The organism is Bartonella grahamii ATCC 700132 (assembly GCF_000518085.1).
Classification (GTDB): Bacteria; Pseudomonadota; Alphaproteobacteria; order Rhizobiales; family Rhizobiaceae; genus Bartonella; species Bartonella grahamii.
The window spans coordinates 1-7,982 of record NZ_JACX01000040.1 but is presented as its reverse complement, the minus strand read 5'-3'; the positions used below and the strand labels follow the sequence as shown (position 1 = coordinate 7,982).

General features: G+C 36.0%; 2 protein-coding genes and 1 pseudogene. 1 reads left to right on the top strand and 2 read right to left on the bottom strand.

Going from position 1 to position 7,982, the window contains the following annotated elements:
- Positions 1-393 (bottom strand): annotated as a pseudogene (locus tag U736_RS0108235) (hypothetical protein); the annotation flags it as partial.
- A 1,001-nt stretch (positions 394-1,394) separates the two neighbouring features.
- Positions 1,395-6,368 (bottom strand): DEAD/DEAH box helicase, encoded by a 4,974-nt coding sequence (locus tag U736_RS0108230; RefSeq protein WP_026500626.1) that lies wholly within the window; start codon positions 6,366-6,368, stop codon positions 1,395-1,397.
- Between the two features lie 799 nt (positions 6,369-7,167).
- Here U736_RS0108230 and U736_RS0108225 point away from each other — a divergent pair.
- On the top strand, positions 7,168-7,982 hold an 815-nt coding region (locus U736_RS0108225; protein WP_026500625.1), incomplete at its 3' end, for a POTRA domain-containing protein.

The window sequence follows — 7,982 nt, the reverse complement described above, 5'->3', positions numbered from 1 at the left end:
ATTATCATAAATATGAGCGGTTGTATCAAAAACCAATGCCTTGCCATTAACGATAGCATTGCCATAAACCTTGGCACCTCTAAAGATTTTCGCATCATTATAGATTTTAGCATTTTCATAAACAGTTGCATTGAAAAGAACCGCGGCATTATCATAGACCCAACAATTGCCATCATGGGATAAGTTACTTTCATTTTCAATAAAACCGCCGAGGTCCCCCGCCTTAACATCATCAAAATCTCTTAGAGCACGTATACGGTGTAAAGTAAGACCATCAAAAGTGAATTTTTCATTGGTAAATTCGTATTTTTTTGCAGGCTCTTGTTGATTAACAGGCGCGGTTTCATTTGCAATATTAGAGATAACGGGGGGGATTTTTGAGATATTTTTCATAATTAAACCTTACTGATTAAATGTTTGTTATTGGCATCTCTATAGAGGCGCCGGGTGCTAACAAACACGGCAGTAAGTCCGTCGTTACACTTTTCCCATAAATGGGTATTGTATGGTGTAACTACACCCGACAAAATCACTATATATGCTAACAAAAGCATAAAAGATAGTCAGTTTTTAATAGGATTAGGTTTATCACAACCTATTCGCTTACTGTTTAGTGTTGTTAAGCACTTGAATATTTATATAGCAAAATACGTATTTATTGTCAAACAATATTTATCTTTTTTGATATTTTTTCTTATTTTTTAAATACGTTGTGTATTGATAATATTTTATGTTTATTAATTGCTTCTTTTATATTTATGTGCTTTTAAAGCTATATTATGGGCTTTATGAAACGATTGCGTTATTTTCTGAATCTATACATTTATAATATTTAGAAACGCTCTCATAATGCGTATTTTTATCTTTATAACCTATCATTTTTTTACTAAATGGTTTTTAATTTTTTTGTGAATTTTGTTTATAAGGGGCTCTAATGTAAACAACCTATATCAAAATACAACCTATAAATTCAACTAATGCTACATGTTTTTGTAGGGGTTTTGGGGGTTTTAGAAACATTCAAAACCTATAAGTAATATAAGAAAATGAATATACATAACCCTCTTTAAACAAAGTTTTTGAAAGCTATAAAGCTATCATTTTAATTACGATATAATCTCTTAAAGGCAATCCAAATAAGAGTATCTAAAAGTGCAAATGATTTCTTTTTAGAATAACGCATGATAAATTATCTCTTTTAAGATTATAGGTAATCAACTCACAAGATGATACGTTTACAAAATTTACAAAAGTCCATTAAAGGATTTCTGATAACGTAATTCTTTCCTATCTTAGTTATCTCATAACAGATGATAAAATAAACTTTTATTTAAACTAATACATAAGCGGCTTTAATAAGATTAGCATGCCCATTATGTGAGCATGCTTTTAAGTTATTCAGTTTCTCTTATTTCTAATTTTGGTAGTTTTTTCACGATTTTCATTGTTTCCAAACTTACAGTAATAACCCTTTGGAATAACTCCAATGGATAAGCAGGGTTGCCAATGGTTTCAACAGCATAACGATTGGCATCATTCACAATACCACTCTTTTTATCAGTCTTTACACATTGACGTTCCATAACCCATTCAAGAGCGGATTTACCATTTACAATATAGCTATAAGCTTCCTTAGGTATATCTGTCATTGTGATATTATGGTTGTAAAAAACAATTGATTTATTCTTTGCTTTACTATTCCCAGCGAATTTCATTTCTGTAACGTAATAAAATTTTTCTGGATTAGAGATATCAGTTAGTTTTGGATTACCCTTTTTAAAGGTCACTGGATAAGGTTCCACATCTTCATAGTTTACATGCAAATGACCGAGTTTACGCCCCGCTGTTACAAATTTCCAAAAATCATCAGCAGTTTTTACACAAGGGATACGAGGTAATTCCTTAGAGAGGTTATCAGCATAACGAGCACGGTAATCTTCCGAATGAAGTAGACCGTAAACGTAGTAGAATAGATCATCTTTTGTTATGGTCTCATTAGGATAAGCAGCTTTAAAATATGTTAGCCCTTCATCCGTAATGGCATCACGCTTTTGTAAATCAGCTATTTTACTTTCTTCTGTAGCATTTGTAAATAAATGTGACTGATTATTATCTTTAGATTTTAAGGAGGTAATATCTTCATAAAAGTATCTTGGAAAGCATTGACCTGTATCTATTGCGTGAAGGTTAGGTAAATCCTTACTCATCAAAACAGAAAAACCACTTCTTGCTCCTACACCTGTAATTTGTATTACTTTATTTTCAGCCGTTTTCCCTATCGGAAATATTCGCGGCATTTGTAAGACCATTTCATTAAAGGCACGATTGTAATAGAGCCACTGTTGTGTAAAAGGACGGTATAAACTTTGCATAAGGCATGTAGCTTCAAATTTAAAAATCTTTCCTTTTGCTAAATCTTGTTTAAGAGCACGGCTCCAACTGATTTTTTTAGCATCTGAATTTACGAAATTGTCTACAGCATTTTTACGTATCCTACGATCAACATGTCCATAAGCATTATTAAAACGTTTTACTTCACTGTTATAGAAGGTAATCATATTACTTATGTTTTTCGCTAAAACTTCATGGCTTGAATTGTATACCCAAGCATCACGGCTAGTTACAACACCACACGAAAAATTTTCAAAAAGCTTTTTATCATGACCTTTCTTAACACCCATGGCTAAAAATGCTTTGAAATTGTTATCACGTTGACCAAGCCAATCACCATGTCTGTCTGGTGTAATTATTTGCCAACCTTGTTTACTTCGTGTAATACCATTAATGCTACCAAATTTTTTAATTGTCTTAAGCTTTTTTTCTCTTGTGAGATAATCTCCAATATCACGGAAATATATTTTCCCCTGTTGTTTGGATTTTGGATTTTTTACGAGAATAGAAATCGCTATAGGGGCACGAGATCCTTCACCAAAAATTCCACCACTTTCTTTCTTACGTTGTTCTCCAGAGGTCCGAGCATTCCCCCGCAAATGGAAAATATAAAGGCTGCTAAATTCCTCAACGAGGCATTTGCGTAAGCCATCCATAGATTTTGTATCTATAAAACTTGCATTTGTAACAAAACCAATCACACCACAATCTTTTATACGGTCGCTTGCCCAGCGAATAGCACGAATATAACTATCATACAAATTTCGTAGAAGACTTGCTTTAGATTGAGCGGCGTAAGTTTCATCAATACGGTCATTTAATATCGGATAAGGCGTATTCTTTGCATTATCATTAGCACTTTTTTGACCTGTTGAATAAGGAGGATTGCCAAAAATAACTTCAATATTGAGATTTTTCTGAAGTTCTAAATATTCACTGTTTTCCTTTAATAGACGTTGTATTAGATCTTGCTTTTTTAGCGTCTGAAACGTATCAGCCAAACCAATATGCTTGAATGGGATATAATTCCCTTTCATAAGACCATGATAAGTTGCTTCGATATTAATGGCTGCTATGTAATAAGCGAGCAAGATAATCTCATTGGCATGGATATCGTAACGGTATTTATATTCCATATCCTCTGGTTTTATAAGATTTGATTGTAACAACCGTGTGATAAAGGTACCTGTACCTGTAAAAGGGTCAAGAATAGAAACACCACGTGACCCTAGACTTTTTCCAAACTCATTGCGTAAAACATCATCAACAGAATGAATGATAAAATCAACAACCTCAACGGGCGTATAAACAATTCCTAATTTTTCTACCGTACGTGGAAAAGCATGACGGAAAAATTCATTGTAAAGCTCTACAATTAAGCTTTGTTGTGCTTCAAGAGTGGTCATTCCACGTGTGTAAAATTGTACGCTCCTAGAAATATTTTTGAGATCTTGAGATTCTTCTTTAGGGGTAACTTTATCAAGGACATTGAGTACACGTTGTAAAGCACAAGATACGGGATTTTCTTGAACAAACTGATGCCCCTCAAATAAAGCATTAAAGACTGGACGCGTCACGAGATGTTGCGCAAGCATTTCAATCGCATTTTGTTCAGAGACAGTCGTATTCAAATTGCTACGCAATTCGGTCATAAAATCATTAAACACCTGCCGTGTTTCAGTTTCTGATTTCGTCAAAACTTCAGTTAAGCGTGCGATATGAGTTTGAGCGAGATCACCAACATTTATTGCCCATTTTTTCCAATAGCTAGGATCGTAAAATCTATTAACAATAGCAGCTTTAATGACATCTTTACATTTAGAAAAAAGGGGGAGTTCTCCTTGTTCTTCACATGTGTGAGAGGATTCATAAGTTGCTAACCCAATATTAAGTCCTGAATACTCTAATTTTGAGCGTATAGGTAAATCATCAATAACCGTGGTCGTATCTTCTAACGCAAGTTCTTGAGAAGCAGCAACGATTTCAAGAGAATCGCTTACGTCTTGTTTTTTGTGCATATGGTGAATTATTTTATTAAAGTTATCATCATGGGCACGTAAAGCATTGAGAACTTGCCAGATGACATTATACTTTTGGTTTTTTTCTAAGGCTATTTCCGGCGGAATATCGGCGGGTATCCCAACGGGTAGAATGATATAGCCTCTTTTTTTACCCTCTGCTCGACGCATAACACGTCCTATTGCTTGAATAATCTCAATTTGACTTTTGCGCGGGTGTAAAAATAGAACAGCATCAAGAGCGGGTACATCAACACCTTCAGACAGACATCTTACATTGGTGAGCACACGGCAGGTATTTTCCCCCGCATCTTCTTTTAACCAGTCGAGTTGTTTTGTACGCTCTTTAGCACTAAAGGTTCCATCAATATGGGCAAGGGTACAGTTAAGAGGGGGAGTATCTTTATAGTTTTTATGAAGAGCGCGCAAAGATTCTTGCACTTTTTCTTTTTTGAATCTTTTGCATATGCGTTTAGAAGTATCAATATCTTTGCAAAAAGCTAAAGCTCTACGCATAGGCTTGGGGTCATCTTCAAGATCAAGTTTCAGATCCATTTTGGTAAGGGCTCTATAACAGCCATTAATCTTGGTCCTATCGTCAAGAATAAGTTCATAATCCTTATCGGTAATCAGATGTTGAATGGATTGGCTTACTTCTTTTTCGTTGACAACTAATATGATAACTTTACAAGGTGATAACAGCTTATCCTCTAAAGCACGTGAAAAGTTGTAAGTGTAAAGTTGTTTGCCATAGAGTTTTTCATTATCCATGGACACCAAAACGTTATTGGATAAGACAGCATTCCTTTTCAGCTTGTCACTAAAAATCTTTGGGGTTGCTGTCATGTAGAGGCGTTTTTTGCCTCGAATAATGCTATTGTCATGAACCTTGATAAACTCAGATTCACACTTGTCTGTTCCTAACACAGCTCCAGTGGTACGGTGTGCTTCATCACAAATGATCAGATCAAATTCGGGTAACCCATGGTCTTTTTGAGCATCCGAAATCACTTGAATGGAATGATAGGTTGAAAAGATGACCGTCATTGCATCTGCTAGGTTTTCACAAGCTTCTTTGGCAAGGGCTTTCGCATCTGTTGTAGCAGGGAGAACAAGGTCTGATGTTTCCATGCCAACAATATCATCTTGGTTTTTACGACGCTTTCCCACTTGTGTATCGGAACACACGGCAAAGGAGCGTAAAGGCACTTGTGCATCGGCTGTCCATTCACGGATTGTTTGCGAGACTAAAGCCAGAGAAGGTACCAGAAACAAAACACGCTTGCCTTTTCCTGCTATGGTTTCTGCTATCTTAAGGCTAGTGAACGTCTTGCCCGTTCCACATGCCATAATCAGCTTGCCACGGTCTGCTTCTTTTAAACCTTCACAGACTTTCTTGATGGCTTCTTCTTGATGGGGACGAGGCTCTTTTGTTGATTTAAGAACAATTTCTTTTTTCGTTGCAAATATTTGCCAATCTATACGACTGTTTTCCATATGACGAAGGTCAATACGATAAACGGGTATCGCTTGTCCTTTAATCATGGCATTCACATTGTCACTTAATTCTACTTCCGTGCTATCAACGAGAAGACGATATTTGAAAATGTCTTTTCCAGATGCCGCGATAAAGCTATCAATATCCTTTTTACTAATCTGATGATCTGCTTTATAACACTTACACTGAATAGCCACATATCCTTCTTGATGACGAAGCTTAGCCACCAAATCAATACCGATATCATTTTTATTCCAACCTTCATGCTCTTTAGCCCATTCATAATAGGTTTCTACCTTTTCGTAGCGTCCATAATGAAGAGGGTCTTTCGTCAAATAAGCCATGATAAGGTTTTCAAACAATGTTCCTAATTCACGGGGTGATTTTGCTTGTTGACGATAATATTCTAAGAGAGAGCGTAAAGAGACATGTTCATGATCGGAATGATGAGGGCGAAGCATAAAGAATAAACTCCATAACAATATATTCTATTGATTAATTCTCTTCAAAAGAATCGAAATGAAGTTAATTAAATCCATTTTGAATGAATAGTATGAAAAATGCGGGAAATGCTAAAAAGCGGATAAATTTTTTTCAAAAGGTTTTTTTAAAGCTGTTTATCCACAGCCTATGACATGAGATCAGATCAGCAAAATAGTGAAATTTGCTGTTTATTTGATGTGTTCATCAAGACAAATGAACCATGGGCTTTAAAATATCAGAATGAGTATTTTGATAGGTTTTATGAAGCATATTATAGAGAGGTTTTGAAGGTTTCTCAAACCCTCAAAATACCCTCAAAAATATACCGTGGGTTGTATTTATAAGTTGTATCTTGATATAGGTTGTTTATTAAAAAAATAACTTATTGAAATATAATGACTTTTATTTTTTGATTGAAAAAAATATATAAAGGGGGGTAAAGGGAACCCTCAAAACCCCCATACCCCCCCAAAACTAATGATGGGGAGTGCTTTGAAGATTCACTCTATGAATGCAAGGGGATATGGTTGAGCAAATTTATCCTTTATATTTATGGGGATATTGATGTATTAACCATTGACGGGCTAAACAGTTTTGTTTAAAGGTTTCTTTACATAAATGTGGGGGAGAAATCTTCAGCAGTTAAAATAGAGCAGTTTTTGGGTGCCCCTTTTCTTTGGTAACAGAGGCATGTGCTTTTGTTAAAAGCGTTATAGGGCAGTGGCTGTTTTGAGTGGACTTGTTAGAGGTTCATGAAGTTCTTTTAAACAATGCTTCATGAAGTGTGCAAAGCGGGGGCAATCTGTATTGTTTTCTGTATTTTTACGCCAAAGCTCTCTTTTGAGAATTTTTCGTGCCATTGTTGTTTTCTTTGGCTTGTTTACAGGTGTAAGTGTTTATGCGCGCTCTTCGGCTGTTTTTCATTCCCCAACCGATAATTTTTCTCGCCAACAATCTGAGAAACAGCAATTAGAAAGAATTGAGAATTTACGCGCTTTAACGCCTAAAAGGATAAAGACGCCTTCAGAGCAAAATCCAGAAACGCTTTTGGGTGGGAAGCAATGTTTTCCCATTCATGCTCTTGTTGTTGAGGGAGTGCATCATGTCAAAAAGCGCTTTATATCAGCCGTAACAGAGCCTTATGTTGGAAGATGTATCGGGCTTGTCGATATTCAGCTCTTAATCAAGAAGTTAACCAAAGTTTATTTGGATCAAGGCTATGTGACGGCGCGTTTTTACATTCCTGATCAAGATATTAAAAACAGCAAGGCGCTCAAATTTGTTGTCGTTGAGGGCAAGCTTTCAGAGATTTACTATAATGGTTCACCGGCATCTCGTTATAACAATGTTGTGTGGAGTGCTTTTCCTGGGCTTCAAGGTCATGTTTTGAACATGCGCGATATTGAACAGGGGCTTGATCAGATCAACCGTTTGAGTTCAGCGCACGCTCAAAGCGAACTTCTTCCAGGGCGTGAAGAAGGGAGCACCATTGTCAATATTAACAATCATCCCGATAAAACTTTCAAGGTTACTGTTTCTCATGACAATATGGGACAAGCCTCTACGGGTTATGCGCGTTATAGTGCGGGCTT